At 70.1% G+C, this 16,100-nt stretch carries 17 protein-coding genes; 13 read left to right on the top strand and 4 right to left on the bottom strand.

Features of this window, described 5'->3' with window-relative positions:
• Positions 1-229 precede the first annotated feature (229 nt).
• The gene (locus tag QH290_RS06660; protein WP_280382270.1) at positions 230-628 is read right to left on the bottom strand and encodes a hypothetical protein; all 399 of its coding nucleotides are present in this window, start codon (positions 626-628) and stop codon (positions 230-232) included.
• 167 nt (positions 629-795) lie between these two features.
• On the opposite strand from QH290_RS06660, the gene QH290_RS06665 reads away from it, so the two are divergent.
• The 8 genes from QH290_RS06665 to QH290_RS06700 all read left to right on the top strand — a co-directional run bounded on the left by QH290_RS06665 (position 796) and on the right by QH290_RS06700 (position 9,375).
• Complete coding sequence (locus QH290_RS06665; protein WP_280266038.1) at positions 796-1,200, top strand: TIGR02611 family protein; 405 nt, start codon at positions 796-798, stop codon at positions 1,198-1,200.
• Positions 1,201-1,416: 216 nt separating this feature from the next.
• Positions 1,417-2,157 (top strand): (2Fe-2S)-binding protein, encoded by a 741-nt coding sequence (locus QH290_RS06670; RefSeq protein ID WP_280382278.1) that lies wholly within the window; start codon positions 1,417-1,419, stop codon positions 2,155-2,157.
• A gap of 475 nt (positions 2,158-2,632) precedes the next feature.
• A complete protein-coding gene (gene thrS, locus QH290_RS06675; protein WP_280382271.1) occupies positions 2,633-4,690 on the top strand; it encodes a threonine--tRNA ligase in 2,058 nt (685 codons plus the stop codon).
• A 77-nt stretch (positions 4,691-4,767) separates the two neighbouring features.
• The gene (locus tag QH290_RS06680) at positions 4,768-5,316 is read left to right on the top strand and encodes an ATP adenylyltransferase (protein WP_280266051.1); all 549 of its coding nucleotides are present in this window, start codon (positions 4,768-4,770) and stop codon (positions 5,314-5,316) included.
• A gap of 1 nt (position 5,317) precedes the next feature.
• Positions 5,318-5,986: a phosphatidylinositol phosphate synthase gene (gene pgsA / locus QH290_RS06685; protein WP_280382272.1), complete on the top strand. Its 669-nt coding sequence runs from the start codon at positions 5,318-5,320 to the stop codon at positions 5,984-5,986.
• Between the two features lie 232 nt (positions 5,987-6,218).
• Complete coding sequence (locus tag QH290_RS06690; protein ID WP_280382273.1) at positions 6,219-7,214, top strand: phosphatidylinositol mannoside acyltransferase; 996 nt, start codon at positions 6,219-6,221, stop codon at positions 7,212-7,214.
• Complete coding sequence (locus QH290_RS06695) at positions 7,211-8,335, top strand: glycosyltransferase family 4 protein (RefSeq protein ID WP_280266042.1); 1,125 nt, start codon at positions 7,211-7,213, stop codon at positions 8,333-8,335. Before QH290_RS06690 ends, QH290_RS06695 begins: the two co-directional genes overlap by 4 nt.
• A complete protein-coding gene (locus QH290_RS06700) occupies positions 8,335-9,375 on the top strand; it encodes an NUDIX hydrolase (RefSeq protein WP_280266052.1) in 1,041 nt (346 codons plus the stop codon). Before QH290_RS06695 ends, QH290_RS06700 begins: the two co-directional genes overlap by 1 nt.
• 6 nt (positions 9,376-9,381) lie before the next feature.
• Here QH290_RS06700 and QH290_RS06705 read toward each other — a convergent pair whose 3' ends face one another.
• Positions 9,382-9,720, bottom strand: coding sequence for a hypothetical protein (locus QH290_RS06705; protein ID WP_280266043.1), 339 nt, complete (start codon positions 9,718-9,720; stop codon positions 9,382-9,384).
• A gap of 243 nt (positions 9,721-9,963) precedes the next feature.
• On the opposite strand from QH290_RS06705, the gene QH290_RS06710 reads away from it, so the two are divergent.
• Positions 9,964-10,407 (top strand): pyridoxamine 5'-phosphate oxidase family protein, encoded by a 444-nt coding sequence (locus QH290_RS06710; RefSeq protein ID WP_280266044.1) that lies wholly within the window; start codon positions 9,964-9,966, stop codon positions 10,405-10,407.
• Between the two features lie 6 nt (positions 10,408-10,413).
• Here the strand turns inward: QH290_RS06710 and QH290_RS06715 are convergent, their stop codons facing one another.
• Positions 10,414-10,845, bottom strand: a complete 432-nt coding sequence (locus QH290_RS06715) for an OsmC family protein (protein ID WP_280266045.1) — start codon at positions 10,843-10,845, stop codon at positions 10,414-10,416.
• Positions 10,846-11,219: 374 nt separating this feature from the next.
• Here QH290_RS06715 and pdxS point away from each other — a divergent pair, with 374 nt between their 5' ends.
• The 4 genes from pdxS to QH290_RS06735 all read left to right on the top strand — a co-directional run bounded on the left by pdxS (position 11,220) and on the right by QH290_RS06735 (position 15,249).
• Positions 11,220-12,122: a pyridoxal 5'-phosphate synthase lyase subunit PdxS gene (pdxS, locus tag QH290_RS06720; protein WP_280266046.1), complete on the top strand. Its 903-nt coding sequence runs from the start codon at positions 11,220-11,222 to the stop codon at positions 12,120-12,122.
• 145 nt (positions 12,123-12,267) lie between these two features.
• Complete coding sequence (locus tag QH290_RS06725; RefSeq protein WP_280382274.1) at positions 12,268-13,242, top strand: IclR family transcriptional regulator; 975 nt, start codon at positions 12,268-12,270, stop codon at positions 13,240-13,242.
• A 284-nt stretch (positions 13,243-13,526) separates the two neighbouring features.
• Positions 13,527-14,333, top strand: a complete 807-nt coding sequence (locus QH290_RS06730) for a hypothetical protein (protein WP_280382275.1) — start codon at positions 13,527-13,529, stop codon at positions 14,331-14,333.
• Positions 14,326-15,249, top strand: coding sequence for a cytochrome c oxidase subunit II (locus QH290_RS06735; protein WP_280382276.1), 924 nt, complete (start codon positions 14,326-14,328; stop codon positions 15,247-15,249). Before QH290_RS06730 ends, QH290_RS06735 begins: the two co-directional genes overlap by 8 nt.
• 271 nt (positions 15,250-15,520) lie before the next feature.
• On the opposite strand, the gene QH290_RS06740 is transcribed toward QH290_RS06735, so the two are convergent.
• Positions 15,521-15,955, bottom strand: a complete 435-nt coding sequence (locus tag QH290_RS06740) for a hypothetical protein (RefSeq protein WP_280382277.1) — start codon at positions 15,953-15,955, stop codon at positions 15,521-15,523.
• Between the last annotated feature and the right edge of the window lie 145 nt (positions 15,956-16,100).

The raw sequence follows: 16,100 nt of genomic DNA on the forward strand, positions 1-16,100 counted from the left end.
ATCACGCGGTGCGCATCGTTGCCGCGCTGGATCGGCGCAGGCTGCGGCTGGAAACCTCCGGGGGGGGGAGCCACCCCCACCCACACCACCCCCCCCCCGCCGGCCGGGCGGCCCCCCCCCCCGCGGGCGCCCCGCGCGGCCGGGGGGGGCGCTCCCCGGCCCCCCGCCCGCGGCCGCCGCCCCCCCCCCCCCCCCCCCCGCCCCCGGGTGGGGGGGGGCGGGGTGTTCGCTACCGGTGGCCCGAGCGCTCGAGCAGCTGCCCCTCGTACTGGGCCGTGGCTACCCGGCCCTTCTGATCGCACTGCGGATCGGTCAGGGCCGTGAGGTGAATCGGAGATCCGCTCCGGATCAGTATTATCCCGCCACTTTCGAACCGATATGCGAAACCCAGCCGATACTCCGGCTCGTCCGCCGCCCCCTTGGTAATGGTGCCCTGTTTATCGGATTCCAGCACGATCGTGTACCCGCCTCCGGCATAGGTGCTCTCGCCCCCGGAGTCGACCCAGTCCTCGATGCGACTGCCACAGGATTCCGTAGGTGCGCCGACGGCACTCCCGGTAATCACCGGACCGGTTGCCACGACCACCGCCCCCAGAACCGCCGCCCCCGCAACGATCATCCGGACCATCCCGATAACCTCCCGTTCTCTACAGCAGGTACCTGAAACGGTGAGCGTATCGAGACTCCGCCGAGCAACCATGCGCCGCGCCCGAGTGAAGCAATCTGTCTCTCGTGGAACGCGCATTCTGTAGCTGCACGTGGGCGGGTGGGGGAAATGGCCGTAGGCTGGGCGGGGTGGTAGCGGACTCCAATCGTTTGCGGGCGCTGCGGGCCTCGGTGGCCGAGCGGCCGACGCTGAACCTGGCGTATCGGATCGCCGTGGGTGTGGTGGGTGTCGGGGTGCTGGTGGTGGGGATTCTGGCCATTCCGTATCCGGGGCCGGGCTGGCTGATCGTGTTCGCGGGGCTGGGCATTCTGGCGACGGAATTCGTCTGGGCGCATCGCACCCTGCACTGGACGCGGGGGCGTTATCGGCGGGTCATGGACTGGTATGTCGCGCAGGGCCTCGTGGTGAAGGCGCTGGGGGCGCTGCTCACCGCGGCGGTGGTCGTGGTGACGCTGTGGCTGCTGGGCACCTTCGGTCTGGTCGGCGGCTGGGTCGGCCTCGACTGGGGATGGCTGCGCAGCCCGCTGTCCTGAATTCCGCGCGGGCGTGCCTGCGGAATTCGGGCGGTCGGCGGTCCTAGGCTGGGGCGCGACGGTCGGCGCCGAGGGAATCGGTTCGGCGTGGCCGCTTCGGTATCTTCCGTGCCGCATGTCCGCGGCCGAGTCACGGCGGTGGCCCGGCGTCCGCGGGCGTGCGAGGGTGGGTGTACAGGCATTCGGTGAGTCGGCCGGGATCGGAGTCGGGTGGACATGGTTGCGGAGTCGGCGGTGTCGCGGGGCACCGTGGTGCCGGGCACGATGCTGACGCGGCCGCAGTGGCTGGGCGAGCGCATCGCGGACATGGGCATCTCGTGGGGCACCGGCAACTCGCGCGTGGCGGGCACCCTGTGGTGGTGTATGGCCGCCTCGTCGCTGGTGGACCCGATCGCGACCGCCTACGCCCGGGGCCGGGCCGCGCATCCCCCCGAACTCGAACACCTGCGGTGCGAGATCCGTCCCGACGGCGGCGTCGAGCGGGTGATTTGCACGCCGACGGGTCGTGCGGAGACGGATCCCGATGTCGTCGGGCGTTCGCCGGTCGATCACGACGCCACGGAACCTCACGACGCCACGGAACCTGCTGCCTCGGATGCGTCCGCAGTGGACGGCGACGTCGGCCGAACGCTGCGAAAGACGCTGGGGCGCATCATTCCGGCCGTTGCCGACGTATCCGGTGCGGGCGTCGCGTCGTTGTGGGCGGTGGTGGCCGACGCGATCGGCAACCGGGCCCTCGACGCGGGGGACGGCGAGGCCGGGTCGCGGCTGGCCCGCGAGGTGGCGGGACGACTTCCGGTGCCGCGGTTCACCGATATCGGCGGGCGGACGTTCGTGCGCCGCATCTCCTGCTGCCTGGTCTTCGAGGTGCCGGGCTGCGAGATGTGCACCAGCTGCCCCAAACGCCCTGCGGCGCAACGTCATACGCTACTCAGCGAGCTGGCGGCGCAGCGGTGAGACCGAGCGACCGGGCGTCGGAAGTGCCGCCGCGACACGCGGCGTCTCCAGCTGCCGACATGGTGGGCGGGCGAAACCTCGAAAACCGATTGCGTCGGCGGCGGTGACGCGGTGAACATGGGGAATACAGTCTCGATCGATCGACTCCGGGCGCGGAGGCCGGAGCACAGGGAGGCACGGTGCCGGGAGACCACACCACGCGACGCCGAACGCCGGTCCGGCGCGTGACGGCGGGATCGCGGTCCGGCACGTCGTCTCACGCCGGATAGGGGCCTCGTCGAGGCAAGCCCGCGCCGATCTCGAGGCGCGACAGGCCGGTCCATCGGCGCGCGCTCGGCATGCTCCCGATAGCATGGTCGCGCCGGGGCACTTCTGCGTGTCCGGCCTGGACTTCCAGGAGTTCCAGCCGCGGGGAGACTCCCGCACCCGAAGCCGCGGGCACCCGCCCGCCCCGAATACCAAGGAGAGCGCAGCCGTGACCACCTCAGCCCGCATAACCCCAGCCGCCCTCGTTCGGGTGCCGGCCGGGACGACGGCGGGCGCCGCGGTGCGCGAGGCGGGCCTGCCGGGCAAGGGGCCCGAGGCGATCATCGTCGTGCGCGACGGCGAGGGGAATCTGCGGGATCTGTCCTGGGTGCCCGAGGCGGACGCCGAGGTGGAGCCGGTGGCCGCCGATACCGAGGACGGCCGCAGCGTGATCCGGCATTCGGCCGCGCACGTGCTGGCGCAGGCGGTGCAGCAGGAGTTCCCGGAGGCGAAGCTGGGCATCGGCCCGCCGGTCAAGGACGGCTTCTACTACGACTTCCAGGTGGACCGCCCGTTCACCCCCGAGGATCTGGCCAAGCTGGAATCGCGGATGAAGAAGATCGTCAAAGGCGCGCAGCGGTTTTCGCGCCGGGTGGTCGAGGTCGAGGAGGCCCGCGTCGAACTGGCGAAGGAGCCGTTCAAGCTGGAGCTGATCGGCGACAAGTCGGGTATCGACGATCCGGAGGTCATGGAGGTCGGCGGCAACGAGCTGACCATCTACGACAACCTGGACCCGCGCAGCGGCGAGAAGGTGTGGGGCGACCTGTGCCGCGGCCCGCACATCCCGACCACCAAATACATTCCGGCGTTCAAGCTGACCCGCAGCTCGGCCGCCTACTGGCGCGGCGATCAGAACCGCGAGGGTCTGCAGCGCATCTACGGCACCGCGTGGGAGTCGCAGGAGGCGCAGGATGCCTACCTGCACCTGCTGGAGGAGGCCGAGAAGCGCGATCACCGCAAGCTGGGCCTGGAGCTGGACCTGTTCTCGTTCCCCGACGAGCTGGGTTCGGGCCTGCCGGTGTTCCACCCCAAGGGCGGCATCATCCGCAAGGAGCTCGAGGACTACTCGCGCCAGCGGCATGTCGACGCGGGCTACGAATTCGTCAACACCCCGCACCTGACCAAGGCGCACCTGTTCGAGACCTCCAAGCATCTCGAGTGGTACGCCGACGGCATGTTCCCGCCCATGCATCTGGACGCGGAATACAACGACGACGGCACCGTCCGCAAGCCGGGCCAGGACTACTACGTCAAGCCGATGAACTGCCCGATGCACAACCTGATCTTCCGCTCGCGCGGCCGGTCGTATCGGGAGCTGCCGCTGCGGATGTTCGAATTCGGGTCGGTGTACCGGTACGAGAAGTCCGGGGTGATTCACGGGCTGACCCGGGTGCGCGGCATGACTCAGGACGATTCGCACATCTACTGCACCCAGGAGCAGGTGAGTGAGGAACTCACCCGCATCCTGCAGTTCGTGCTCGGCCTGCTGAAGGACTACGGCCTCGACGACTTCTACCTGGAGCTGTCGACCAAGGATCCGAAGAAGTACGTCGGCTCCGACGAGGTCTGGGAGGAGGCCACCGCCACCCTGGCGCGGGTCGCCGAGGCGTCCGGGGTGGACCTGGTGCCCGATCCGGGCGGGGCCGCGTTCTACGGCCCGAAGATCTCGGTGCAGGTCAAGGACGCGCTGGGCCGCAACTGGCAGATGTCGACCATTCAGCTGGACTTCTTCGAACCCGAACTGTTCGAGCTCGAGTACACCGCCTCCGACGGCACCAAGAAGCGGCCGGTGATGATCCACCGCGCCCTGTTCGGCTCGATCGAGCGGTTCTTCGGCGTGCTCACCGAGCATTACGCCGGGGCGTTCCCGGCGTGGCTGTCGCCGGTGCAGGTGGTCGGCATCCCGGTCGCGGACGCGTTTCTGCCGCACCTGGACGACGTCGTGGCCCGATTGCGCGCGGCCGGTGTGCGCGCCGAGGTGGATCGCAGCGACGACCGCATGCAGAAGAAGATCTTCAACCACACGGGCCAGAAGGTGCCGTTCATGCTGCTCGCCGGTGAGCGCGATGCCGAGGCGGGCGCGGTGAGCTTCCGGTTCCGTGACGGGACCAAGGTGAACGGCGTGCCCGTGGCCGATGCGGTCGCCACCATCGTGGACTGGATCCGGCGGCGCGAGAACGCCTCACCCACCGCGGACGGGTTCCGGATCCGGACCGGTGGGGAATGAGAGAACCGACCGTGGACGAGGCCGTGTCACCGCAGGATTCATCACCACCGCAGAACTCGCCCCGCCCGGAGCAGATCATGGATACGGGCGCCGGTGATCCGGACCGCCTGCAGCGGCTCTGGACGCCCTACCGGATGTCCTACATCACCGGTGCCGTCGCGGACCGGGACGCGCGAAAGGCGGACGAGCCCAAGAAGTCCGGGCATCCGTTCACCGAGATTCCGAAGATGACCGACGAGGACGGCCTGATCATCGCGCGCGGAGAATCGGTGTACGCGGTGCTCAACCTGTACCCGTACAACCCCGGCCACATGATGGTGGTGCCGTACCGCCGCGTCGCCAACCTCGAGGATCTCACCGCCGAGGAGAGCGCCGAGCTGATGGCGTTCACCCAGCGGGCGATCCGGGTGATGAAGCAGGTGTCGCGGCCCGAGGGATTCAATGTCGGGCTGAATCTCGGTGGGGTGGCGGGCGGTTCGCTCGCCGACCACCTGCATCAGCACATCGTGCCGCGCTGGGGCGGGGACGCGAACTTCATCACCGTCGTCGGCGGGGTGAAGGTGATGCCGCAACTGTTACGGGAGACCAGGGCCCTGCTGGCCACCGCCTGGAAGGACGTCGAGTAGCGTGCTCAGCTTCTTCGGTCGTGAGACATTCGCCAAAGCGACTGCGCCCCTGGGCAAGGCACTGGTGAAGACCGGGCTCACGCCCGACGCGGTGACGCTGATCGGCACCACGGCCTCGATCGTGGCGGCGGTGACGCTGTTCCCGACCGGTCACCTGTTCTGGGGCACGATGGTGATCTGGCTGTTCGTCATGTTCGACATGCTGGACGGGGCGATGGCCCGCGCCCGCGGCGGCGGCACGAAATACGGTGCCGTGCTGGACGCTACCTGCGACCGGGTCGCCGACGGCGCCGTATTCGGCGGGCTGGCCTGGTGGTCGGTCTACCACGCGCAGAGCAAGCACCTGTTCGTCGCGACGCTCGTCGTGCTGGTGACCTCGCAGGTGATCTCCTATGCCAAGGCGCGCGCGGAGGCCAGTGGCCTGTCGGCCGACGGCGGCATCATCGAGCGGCCCGACCGCCTGGTGATCGTCCTGGTCGGCGCTGGCTTCACCGGGATCGGCGGCTACTGGGACATCGAATGGCTCAGCTACGCGGTGTATCTGGCGATGTACGTGCTCGCCGTGCTCAGCGTGGTGACGGTATTCCAGCGAGTCATGGCCGTGCGCAACTCGGCGGGCGCGCGCGACGTGATCGCGATGCCGGGCAAGGCCCAGGAGGCGGGCCAGTGAGGGGCCCCGGCCAAAAGCACGCCGGGGCAAGGGTTGTTGGGCATGCCGGGGCAATGGTTGTGGGGTGTGCTGGGGCAACGGTTGTCGGGCGTGCCGGGGCATTGGTTGTTGGGCGTGCCGGGGCAAGGGTTGCGGGGTGTGCTGGGGCAAGGGTTGTTGGGTGTGCTGGGGCGAGGGTTGTGGGGTGTGCTGGGGCGAGCGCGGTCGAGTTGGGGACGTAGGGGCGCGGCATATGAGTGATGTGAAATCTGCGCTGACCGATGCGGCGTATGCGGCGGGGTGGGGGCTGGTTCGGACGCTGCCCGAGCGGACGGCGCGGCGGGCCTTCGATGCCGGGGGCGGCTGGGCGGGGCGGCGCGCGAACCGTGCCGCGCACCGGACGGGCGTTCCGAACCAGTTGCGCCGCAACCTTTCCCGGGTTCTCGGCTGCGAGTCGATGGCCGTGCCCGATGAGCTGATCCGCGACAGCATGCGGTCCTACGCCCGCTACTGGCGCGAGGCGTTCCGGCTCCCGGCGATGGATCACGCCGCACTGGTGGCATCGCCGTCGATGCCGACTCCGCTCGGCCTCGAGAATCTGGAGGCCGCCCTGGCCCGCGGCCGCGGCGCGATCCTGGTGCTGCCGCATTCGGGGAACTGGGATATGGCCGGGGTTTGGCTGGTGCAGCATCACGGCACCTTCGCGACGGTGATGGAGCGGCTGCGGCCGGAATCGCTGTTCGACCGGTTCGTGGCCTACCGGGAGAGTCTCGGCTTCGAGGTATTCCCGCTCACCGGTGGTGCGCAGCCCCCCTTCGCGCAGCTCGCGGATCGCCTGCGGCAGAACAAGATCGTATGCCTGCTGGGGGAGCGCGACCTGACCGGTAAGGGCGTCCCGGTCACCTTCTTCGGCGAACGCACCTGGATGCCCGCGGGCGCGGCGAAACTGGCGATCGAGACCGGCGCCGCGGCCCTTCCGGTGCACACCTGGTTCACCACCGACGCGCACGGCGTCGAGGGCTGGGGGATGAAGGTCGAAGCGCCGCTGGACGTTTCGGCGGGCCCCGGCCCGGCAACCCAGCAATTGGCGGACCGGTTCGCGGCCGATATCGCCGAGCATCCCGCCGATTGGCACATGCTGCAACCACTGTGGGAGTCGGACCTGTCCGAGGCCCGCCGGGGGCGGATCGCCGCGGCCCAGGCGGCGCTCGCGGGGGACGACGCGGTCGCGGGAGACGATGCGGTATGAGGATCGGCATGGTCTGCCCGTACTCGTTCGACGTGCCGGGCGGCGTGCAGTCCCACGTCGTGGAGCTGGCGGAGGTGCTGATCGAGCGCGGGCACAAGGTGAGCGTGCTGGCGCCGTCGTCCGAGGACACCGAGCTGCCGGACTTCGTGGTGTCGGCCGGTAAGGCCGTGGCGATCCCGTACAACGGGTCGGTGGCCCGCCTGTCGTTCGGCCCCACCGCCTACAACCGGATCCGCCGCTGGATCGCCGACAACGACTTCGACGTGCTGCACATTCACGAGCCGAACGCGCCGAGCCTGTCGATGCTGGCGTTGAAGATCGCCGAGGGCCCGATCGTGGCGACCTTCCACACCTCGACCACGAAGTCGTTGGTGCTCAGCACCTTTCAGGGCGTGCTGCGGCCCTATCACGAGAAGATCAGCGGGCGCATCGCGGTCTCGGAGCTGGCGCGGCGCTGGCAGGTGGAGGCCCTGGGCGGGGACGCGGTGGAGATCCCGAACGGCGTGGACGTCCCGGCCTTCGCCCACGCACCGCTGCTGGCGGGCTACCCGCGCCCGGGCGGCACGGTGCTGTTCCTCGGCCGCTACGACGAGCCGCGCAAGGGCATGGCGGTGCTGCTGGGCGCGCTGCCGGAGCTGGCGCGCCGGCATCCGGACGTCCAGATCCTGATCGTCGGGCGCGGTGACGAGGAGCGGCTGCGCCGCGAGGCGGGCGAGCTGGCGGGCCACCTGCGGTTCCTCGGGCAGGTATCGGATGCGGAGAAGGCGTCGGCGATGCGCAGCGCGGACGTGTACTGCGCGCCCAATATCGGCGGCGAGAGCTTCGGCATCGTGCTGGTGGAGGCGATGGCGGCCGGAACCGCCGTCGTGGCCAGCGAATTGGACGCCTTCCGCCGGGTGCTGCGCGACGGCAGCGCGGGAGTGCTCGTCCCCGTGGGTGATTCGGTGCGGCTGGCGGCGGCGGTCGACGCGCTGCTCGGCGATGCGCGGCGGCGCGAGGATCTGGTCCGCGCCGCGAATCACGTTGTGGGCGAATACGACTGGCCCGTGGTGGCCGAACAGATTCTGCGTGTGTACGAGACTGTGACCGTGGGCGACACCCGGGTGAGGACCGCAGGATGATCACCTTCTCCGCGACCACGATCCTCGTTCTCGCGCTGGTCGCGGCCCTGATCGTCACCGCCGGCGTCTGGGCGTACTCGACGGCGAACCGGCTCGACCGGCTGCATGTGCGCAGCGACCAGGCCCGCCACGCTCTGGAGGCGGCGCTGGCCCGGCGCGCGGTCGTGGCGCGTGCGGTGGCGCTCTCGCTGGCCCATGCCGGTTCCGATGCGGTGGGCGAGCAGGCGCGTCGGCTGGCCGCCGTGGCGGATCGGGCCGAACGGGCGGACTGGTCCGATCGCGAGACCGCCGAGAATCAGCTCGCCGCCGCGCTGTCGACGATCGATATCACGCTGCTGCCGCCGCAGCTGGTGGCGGAGCTGGCCGACGCCGAGGCCCGCGTGCTGATCGCCCGTCGCTTCCACAACGATGCCGTGCGCGACACCCTCGCGCTGCGCACCCGGCGGCTGGTGCGATGGCTGCATCTGGGCGGAACCGCGCCGCTGCCGACCTATTTCGAGATCACCGAGCGGGTGACGGCGGCGGCGACCACCGGGCTGGAGGTGGACTCGGTGCGCACCTCGGCGCGGGTGGTGCTGCTCGACGAGCAGGACCGGGTGCTGCTCATGCGCGGCCACGACCCCCGCACTCCCGAGATGCCGTTCTGGTTCACCGTCGGCGGCGGCATCGAGCCCGGGGAAACGTTGCGCACCACCGCGGTTCGCGAGGTGTGGGAGGAGACCGGGCGCGCGCTGGACTCCACGGCGCTACGCGGCCCGATCTGGCGCCGGGTGGCGGTATTTCCGTTCGACGGTGAGCTGGTCCGCTCCGAGGAGTTGTTCTTCGTCGCTCGCACAACGGCTTTCGAGCCCAAGGCGACCAACCCCACGGTGTGGGAGCGCCGCTGCGTGACCGACAACCGGTGGTGCACGGCCGAGGAGATCGCGCGGCTCGACGGCATGGGGGAGACCGTGTACCCGTACCACCTCGATCAGCTGCTGCCGGAGGCGGTGCGGGTCGCGGGCGAGGACTCCGAACCTGAGGTGCGGTCGATCCGCTGACCGGGTCTAGCGGAACCGGTGGCGGCGGCGCCTGCGGACCGGCCGTCCGTTGCCGGTGGCGCCGCGCTCGAGGCTCAGCGCGAGCATGGCCAGCCCGGCATCGCGAATCAGCATGTCCAGGTTGTCGACCAGTACACCGACGGCCTCGACCTCCACGGCGGTCGCGCCCGGCCGGTCGAAAACCGCACGCAGCGTGTGCAACTGCAGGCCGACGTCGAACAGATGGCGCACCAGGCGATCGCTGGAATCGGCGAAGGCGTTCGTGTCGGCCGCGGTCCGGGGCACCGGTTCAAGGAAGGGGTGCGAGGGCAGCATCGGTTCGGTGGTCAGCAGGACATTGTCCATGTCCGTCTCCCGCTTCGCGTTCGACCGCGATCCCCGGTCGCGGTTCGAGGGTCGGAACATCGCTGTACACAAGGACCTGACACATAGGTTACGTTCCTGTCCGGTTATCGCTAGGGTCGTTGGTCCCCGGAGCGGATTCGACGCGGGAACCGTTTCCCGGCACTTACCGATTTCCCTCGCCACGGCCTGTCGAACATGGAAGTATCGGTGACACAACAGATTCGATGACCACGGGGTGACACTGTGGAGGAAACGCACGGATCACGGGAACTGTCGACCGAGCAGTCGCTGCGGTTCCTGGCGGGCGTGCGATTCGGCCGGGTGGTGTTCTCCCGCTACGCGTTGCCCACCGTCCGGCCCGTGAACCACTTCCTCGACGAGGACACGATCGTCATCCACGCCAACCCCGGCATCAGCCTGACACCCGACCGCCAGGTCGTCGCCTACGAGGCCGACACCATCGACCACACCACGCTGCTGGGCTGGTGCGTCATCGTCACCGGCACGGCCGAGGAGGTCAGCGACCCGGACGAGATCGCCCACTGCCGCGCCCTGCTCCCCGCCACCCTCCCCGGCTCCCGCGACCGCATCATCCGCATCTACCCGGATATCGTCACCGGCGTCGAGTATCTGGAACCCAGTGCGGCGGTGGGCAATTCGGACCAGACCCGCCGTCCGCCCGTGTGAGTCCGCTCAGGCCCCGCCGTCGACCGTGGAGGTCACGGGAGTGGCGAGCTCGATGGTCCGGCTGACTGTGCACAGTTTGTCGTGGGAGGTGCGGACCGCGCGGGGGAGGATCTTGCGGGCGTTGTCGCCGCCCGTGCCCTCGGGGAAGGTGACCTGGAAGCGGACCTCGAGGTCGGCCATGTGGGCGCCCAGTTCGTCGCTGATCTTGTCGCCGCTGACGGCCACGGCGAATTCGTCCGGTGCGGCATGGCGTGCGGTCGCGATGTCGACGTCGATCGCGGTGCATCCGCCGAGCGCCGCGAGCAGCAGCTCCACCGGTGTGAAATCGGCGTCGTCCCCGGACCCGAAGACGATCTGCCCGCCGCGGGGATTGGTGGCGACGAAGCGCCCGGGTGCGGTCCGCTCGATTCGTACCGATCTCAGGCTGTCGTCAGTCATGGGCACGACTCTAGGCGAGCACCCTGTGCGACCCGTCATGATCGGTTATGGTCGGAACCGGTTCGCCGTCGGCGCGATGCGGCGAACCGATCTGTGGAGGTGAAGTACCGAATGCCGATGTCCTACCTGCTCTACGACTTCCTGCTGCCGCATCTGGGTCAGGAGGCCGCCACGTACTGGGCCCAGCTGCTCGTCATCAATCCGATCTAGCGGCCCGTAGCGGCGCGATAGCCAGAATCCCTGGTCACGGCGGGTGACATCGGGTCATCAGTCCAGTCCTCTCCGACTGGCTATGAAGTGGCCTGATCCACCCGCCTAGAATTGTGGCGTTCGAATCTCGAACGGTCCGATTCCCCGATGATCAGGAGTTTGCCGTGGCTACGCCCGAAACCACCCCGACGACCGGCACCGCCCGCGTGAAGCGCGGCATGGCCGAGATGCTCAAGGGCGGTGTGATCATGGACGTCGTCACCGCGGAGCAGGCCAAGATCGCCGAGGACGCCGGGGCGGTGGCCGTCATGGCGCTGGAGCGGGTGCCCGCCGACATCCGCGCGCAGGGCGGCGTGGCCCGCATGAGCGACCCGGATCTGATCGACGGCATCGTCGACGCGGTCTCCATCCCGGTGATGGCCAAGGCGCGCATCGGCCACTTCGTGGAGGCGCAGGTCCTGCAGAGCCTCGGCGTCGACTACATCGACGAGTCCGAGGTGCTGACCCCCGCCGACTACGAGCATCACATCGACAAGTGGCAGTTCACCGTGCCGTTCGTCTGCGGCGCCACCAACCTGGGCGAGGCGCTGCGCCGCCTGACCGAGGGCGCGGCCATGATCCGCTCCAAGGGCGAGGCAGGCACCGGCGACGTGTCCAACGCCACCACCCACATGCGCAAGATCCGCCAGCAGATCCGCCGCCTGCAGTCGCTGCCGGAGGACGAACTGTACGTGGCCGCCAAGGAGCTGCAGGCCCCGTACGAGCTGGTGCGCGAGGTCGCCGAGACCGGCAAGCTGCCGGTCGTGCTGTTCACCGCGGGCGGCATCGCCACCCCGGCCGACGCCGCCATGATGATGCAGCTGGGCGCCGAGGGCGTCTTCGTCGGCTCGGGCATCTTCAAGTCCGGCAACCCGGCCCAGCGCGCGGCCGCGATCGTCAAGGCCACCACCTTCTACGACGATCCGGACGTGCTCGCGAAGGTGTCGCGCGGCCTGGGCGAGGCGATGGTCGGCATCAATGTCGACGACATCCCGGAGCCGCACCGGCTCGCCGAGCGCGGCTGGTAGGCACCCGCGCAGGCAATCTCCCCCCGTCGCGTTTCCGGGTGGCAGTCCATCGCCGAATCGAGTATTCGAATACCCGGGTGGTGTACCGGAAATGGGCCGACACTGAGAGCGGACACCCTTTGCGGTGCGACGGAAGGGAACGGCGATGCGCGGCACGACGGTCGGCGGCGGCATGATCGACGACCACACGGTGATCGGCCGGGCGGTGGCGATCCTGGACGCGGTGACCGAGTCGGCCGGGCCGCTACCGCTGGCGGAGCTGACCCGGCGGACCGGGATCCCGAAACCGACCGTGCGCCGGATAGCCAACGACCTCGTCGAGCGGGAGATGCTCGCGCGCACACCGGAGGGTTACGCCGCCGGGAATCGGTTGATCCATCAGGGGCTGCGGTCGGCCTTCCAGAGCGGCCACGCGCTGACGGTGCAGCCGTATCTGCAGGATCTGCACCGGCAGTCGCGGGGCGAAATGGTCTGGTTCGCCACCATGACCGACGGCGAGCTGACCGTCGCCGGGGCCGCATTCGGCCGCCCGCACGTCCCGGCGATCAAGGCGGCGGCCTGGCCCACCACCGAACTGCTCGGGCCGAGCATGGTGCTGCTCGCCTCCGGCCGATTGCAGATCGCGCACCAGCCGGAACGCGCGGACGCCGTGCTGGCGGGCGGCTGGTCGCCGCTGACCCGGTACTCGCTGATGGATCGGCGGCGCATGCGCGACCTGCTGGCCGAGGCCCGCGATACCGGATTCGCCCGCGAGGTCGAACAATCCACGCTCGGCTGGAGCTGTCTCGGCGCGGTCCTGCGCGACGGCCACGGTGCGATGATCGGGGCGCTCGGCATCACCGGGCGCTGCGGCCACCTCGAGGCGCGGGGCCTGGACACCGAATTGCGCAGGGCCGCACAGGCATTGGAGCGAGAGTTGCGCCCGCCCGGCCCGGCCGGTGAGCCGCCGCTGGACCTGCCGAACTTTCACCGCCGCACCGGTATCGGCTATGTCTGGCCGACGGCGCAGCGAACCGCTCGCGTTCGTCGGCCGGGTGCCGCGGCCACACTCCGCACGCCACTCGAGCGCGGAACCGAGGCCGACAACGACGAGGTGCCGGGCGCGACAGTGGGCTCGTAGCGCCGGATTCGTCGATTTCTCCCCGCCGTTTCCGGGCGGGCGTGTCACTGAGCGACACGGTGCCGGTGCGTTTGCCGAGTGCCGGGGCGATTGTTCAGTCGACAGCATATTCGCGGAAACGGGGTGGAGACGTCATGCGCATCGAATTGCCTTGGCGCAGAGTTTGTGCCGGGCCGGGGGCGTCTGGAAGGGCCCTGGTCCCGGCGCGGTCGGGTCGTGCGCTCGCGGTGATCGGCGCCGTCGCGGCCTGCGTGGTCCTGGTGCCGGGTTGTGGCGGTGGATCGGTGAGTGGCAATCCTGCCACCGACGGACCGGGGACGACGCAGGACGGCGGAGTGCCGCCGGGGACCGGGCACGACGGCGTATCGCCGGAGGGTCCGGGGACCGCGCGCGACGGAGTCTCGGTGCCCGGTGGGCCGGGTTCCGGTGACGGTGGCGCCCCGGGGAATCCCGCGGGTGGGATCGCCGGTGGTAAGGCGCCGGGGAACCCCGGGGGTAGCGGGCCGGAGGTGCAGGCGCGCGGTATCCCGGTCGATCTGGGCAGCTACAAGTTCAGTGTCGGTGCGAGCTTGGCGGCCGAAGTCAGGAGTCAGATCCTGGATGACGCCACTCCCGGATGCCAGGCGAAGGGGCTGCCGGACGACTGCGTGCAGGTTGTGGTGACGAACGTGGACGACCGGGTGCAGATTCCCGACTGCCCGGAGGTGCCGGAGGGGCAGGAGCCGTTCTCGGGCAACGAGGAGGTGCTCGCGGACTTCGGGTACGGCGGCATCGACCGGCAGTTCAATTCGTCCGAGGTGGGTGATCCCGCCCAGGTCTGGGTGGGCCGTCAGCCTCCCGACATCGTGCATGTGTATTCGGTTCATTGCCGGGTGACCGTGACGACCACGACGACAACCGTCCCGCCGACGACCACGATCCCGCCCACCACCACGACGACCGCCGCTCCGGAACCGCCTACCGTCGCTACGAGTACACCGGAAGTTGCACGGCCGTCGGCCATCTCGACGATTGCGCCGGAGATCGTGCGGCCGTCGGCTACTGTCGGTCGTTCCGCGACGACCACGACCACGGAGAGTTCCGGTGGCTGAGACCGAACCCGCCGACAGTGCCGAGAGCCGGTCGGGACCGTTCGCCGGGTTGGCCGTCGTCGCTCCGATCATCGGCCAATTCGTCGCTCCGGCAACGCTGTTGGCGGGTCTGCTGTTCTACTGGGGCTTCTTCCACGCGCGCGGGTTCTGCAAGTACTTCGGGGTCGAGTCGTCCGTGCTCGGGCTCAGCACCACCGACTACGTGATGCGCAGCGCCGATGGGCTTTTCGTCCCGCTGGCGATCTGCGGCGCGGTGACGCTCGGGCTGCTGTGGCTGTGGGCGGTGCTGCCCGGCCGGGTCCGCGAGGCCACCTGGCCGCGCTGGGTGCTCGCGGTGCTGACGGGCATCGGCTTTCTTTCGATGCTCAACGGGCTGTCGCGGCCGCAGTTCGAGACACCGCTGAACCGTTCGCTCGGGGTCGCCCCGATCTCGCTGATCGTCGGCGTGCTGCTGCTGTGGGCGGTGGTGCTGACCCGCCGCAAGCAGCGCGACGACACGGCGGACGTGCCCGCCGCCCGGCACAGCACGCCGCTCGAATGGGGCCTGATCCTGCTGCTGGTCGGCGGCGCGTTCTTCTGGGGCGCAACGGATTACTCGATGGCGGTGGGCCGCGGCCGCGCCGACGACATCGCGCGGCTGACGCTGCGCACCGATCCGGGCATCACCATCTACAGCGAGAAGAACCTCGCCCTCGGCGTCCGCGGCGTCACCACCGCCCGCTGCACCGAACCCGATGCGGCCTACCGCTTCCGCTACGACGGCCTGGTCCTGATCATGACCACCCCCGAAAACCTGGTCCTGCTCCCACGCACGTGGACACCCCGCGACGGCGCGGCAATAGTGTTGCCCCGCAACGGCCCCGGCGCCACCCGCTTCGAATACGCGTGGCAACGCGGAACTTCGCCCACCTGCTGAGCACCGACCGTCCCCGCCGTCCGCGCGCTGTGCAGCCACCTGGCCCCGGCGTCCGTGTGCAGTGCAGCCACCTGGCCCCCGGCGTCCGCCTGCTGTGCAGCCACCTGGCCCCCGGCGTCCGTGTGCAGTGCAGCCACCTGGCCCCCGGCGTCCGCCTGCTGTGCAGCCACCTGGCCCCCGGCGCGCTTTTGGCCGGGGCCCGCTCCATGCCGGTGGATTCCGGCCAAGAGCATGCCGGAATTGGAGTGGATCGATTGTGGCATCTGCCCGGTCACCGGCGCAGGCAGGTGGGGCCGAACAGGGCCTTCAATTCGCCCATGAGGGCGGGGGAGGGGTGGACGCGGAAGCGGGGGTCGATGGCGAGGAGTTGGGGGCCGTTCTTGCCTACCAATCGGATTCGCACCTCGGTCGGTCCGGGATGCTGCTGGAGGGTCTCGCGCAGGGTGCGGACCGTGCCGGGCGTGCAGGCCGGTACCGGGATGGTGACCGTGATCGGTCCCGACGATCCGGCGAGGTCCGGCACGGTGACCCGGTCACCCAGCAGGGACGTGCGCCCGTCGCGGATACTGACATGGGCGGTGACCAGCACGACGGCATCCTCGGCGAGCGCGGCGGCCGCGGCGGCGTAGGCGGCGGGGAAGAACAGCACCTCCGCGGCCGCCTCCAGATCCTCCAGGCGCACGATGGCCCACGGCTCCCCCATCATCGTGATCCGGCGGTCGAGGGGGGCGCCGCCGCCCCCCCCCCCCCCCCAAGGCCCCCGGCCCCCCCCCCCCCCCGCCCGCCCCGGGGCACGCCGGGGGCCCCCCCCCGCCCCCCCCCCCGGCCCCCCCCCGCCCCGCCGGCCCGCG

Source organism: Nocardia wallacei (assembly GCF_029869545.1).
GTDB classification, from domain to species: Bacteria; Actinomycetota; Actinomycetes; order Mycobacteriales; family Mycobacteriaceae; genus Nocardia; species Nocardia wallacei_A.